We start from the raw sequence: 1,920 nt of genomic DNA on the forward strand, positions 1-1,920 counted from the left end.
GAACAATCCACCGCGATGCGTCGTGTCGCTTTCGGGCAGAACGCATTGCAAGATCAGGCTAGCCGTCACCAGCGTCTTGCGATTCGAGCAGCCGCCGAAGCGCGATCAAAACTTGAAGGTCACGTTCACGCTTGGGCCGTTGAAGCGCAGCGTTTGTACGAGCTGATCGCCCGAACCGTAAAACGCGAGGTATCGATAGAGCAGGCTGAAATCGACCCGCTTTGTCGCGTAGGACAGTCCTGTCAGCGCCTGCCATGTAAATTTCGAAGTGCCTGTTCCCACGTCGAGATAGAACGGGGATATACCACGCGCCGTCCCGAGTGATGGTTGCACGCCCTCGCATGCCGGCGAAGCCATTGAAGATGTTCTGCGTCTGCGCAACGTGAAAGTCCGAACTGGCCCCTGGCCTTGAGCCGACCGTCGCACCGACTGCAGCGTCGAGTGTTCCCTTTACACCAAGATAGCGCATTCCAGCGACAGCATCGATGTATCCCCATTCCTGCCATAAGAGCGTGCGACTGCCGCCCAGTTGGATCAGCGTTCCCGCAAAACTCGTCTGTACGTCTTGTTGCGTTTCACGCGTGCCAAGAACGCCATTCGTCGAATTGACGGAACTCTCGTGCCGACCGAAGTTCAGGTAGATGGCGTCGGCGAAAACACTCCACTCGCCCTTGCGCGCCTCGCCTTGCAGCATCAAGGCGAATCTGAGGTTTTGCAGGTAGTTGTATGGGCCGCTGGACGCGTCGGCGCCACCACCGGGCACGGTGAAGCGGAGCGTTCCGCTCACGGTAGGCAACCATAGGTAAGGCCCCGCGGCGAACTGCCACTGCGTGCCAGCGTCTGCCGGAGGGACGTCGGTCGCGAAGGCCCAGCCACTGATTGCAGCCGCCGTCAACGCGGCGATGCATTTTAACCTTCGGGTCACGATGGGTCTCCTCTTGCTTCTTCACCCGCTATTAGGTCCGCGTGGCCTTGATTGGGCCCGGATGTCGTTCGCGACAGCCGAAACCGTCAATCGGCCAGTCTCGTTCTGCCGGCAGCGCCAACCGTTTAATCCTGAAGGCTCGCTCGACGCGCCGCTTCCTGCACGCCCCTGACAGCTGCAGCAACGATCAACCCTGTGAACACCATGCCGAGCAAGCCAAGCAATATCGCGTCGAGCCGGCCAAAAGTTGACGTTGGGACTACGTCGCCATACCCGATGGTCAGCGCCGTGATCGCGCAGAAATAGACGGTTTCCGCCATCGGCGAAGGCGTTCGCTTCACCGTCTCCACGGGGTCCCCCACGTAATACATAGCGACCGTCAGCAGCACAAACAGCACCAGAAGGCCAGCCAGGATTGCGCGCAGGTACCAAAGGGTCCTGCCTGATTCCCGCAAGATATCACGCGCCCGCAGGCGCACGACCACGTCGCTTGTATTATTTCCCATTGCAGATACCTCCGCTACATTGTGCTCACTCCGTAGTGCTTGAACGGGAGTCCCATTCCGACAGGTGCGCGAAGCGTCATCGCGCGCGGCGGCGCTGCTCGAAAATCAGTAACATCAGACACGCATAGACCGTGACCGCCACAAAGAGCCCCATGCGCACGGCAAACGCCGTGTAGACGTCCTTTCCCGCTGCGCTGTCTTGCACCGATTGGCCCAGCAAAATGATCATGGTGACCAGACTGTTTAGCCAAAAGCCCGGCGAGTAATGCGTTGAGCAGATGCCATAGAGCTTGCGTCCCACCAAAAGGCCGAACAACAGCATCCACAGAAAGAACATCCACAGGTGCACAAAGAGCCTGAGCGAGAACCAGAACACTATTGCAAGCAGGCCACCGAGCAGGGTGGAGCCGATCAGATCTCGCGCTGCGCTGCGAGCCGTCGTGGTGCAGCTTTGTCTGCCGAGACTGACGGACTTCATGATGATCGGCA

2 protein-coding genes and 1 pseudogene are annotated in these 1,920 nt (G+C 59.2%); all 3 read right to left on the reverse strand.

All coding sequences use genetic code 11. The features are described 5' to 3' along the window. Positions 1-58: 58 nt before the first annotated feature. Positions 59-787, reverse strand: coding sequence for a hypothetical protein (locus AWB67_RS37055; RefSeq protein WP_125477857.1), 729 nt, complete (start codon positions 785-787; stop codon positions 59-61). A 263-nt stretch (positions 788-1,050) separates the two neighbouring features. Beyond that, positions 1,051-1,431, reverse strand: coding sequence for a potassium channel family protein (locus AWB67_RS37060; RefSeq protein WP_087660768.1), 381 nt, complete (start codon positions 1,429-1,431; stop codon positions 1,051-1,053). A gap of 76 nt (positions 1,432-1,507) precedes the next feature. Next, a pseudogene (locus AWB67_RS37065) lies at positions 1,508-1,920 on the reverse strand (DUF2955 domain-containing protein); the annotation flags it as partial.

Origin of the sequence: Caballeronia terrestris (assembly GCF_001544515.1) — a bacterium.
GTDB lineage: Bacteria > Pseudomonadota > Gammaproteobacteria > Burkholderiales > Burkholderiaceae > Caballeronia > Caballeronia terrestris.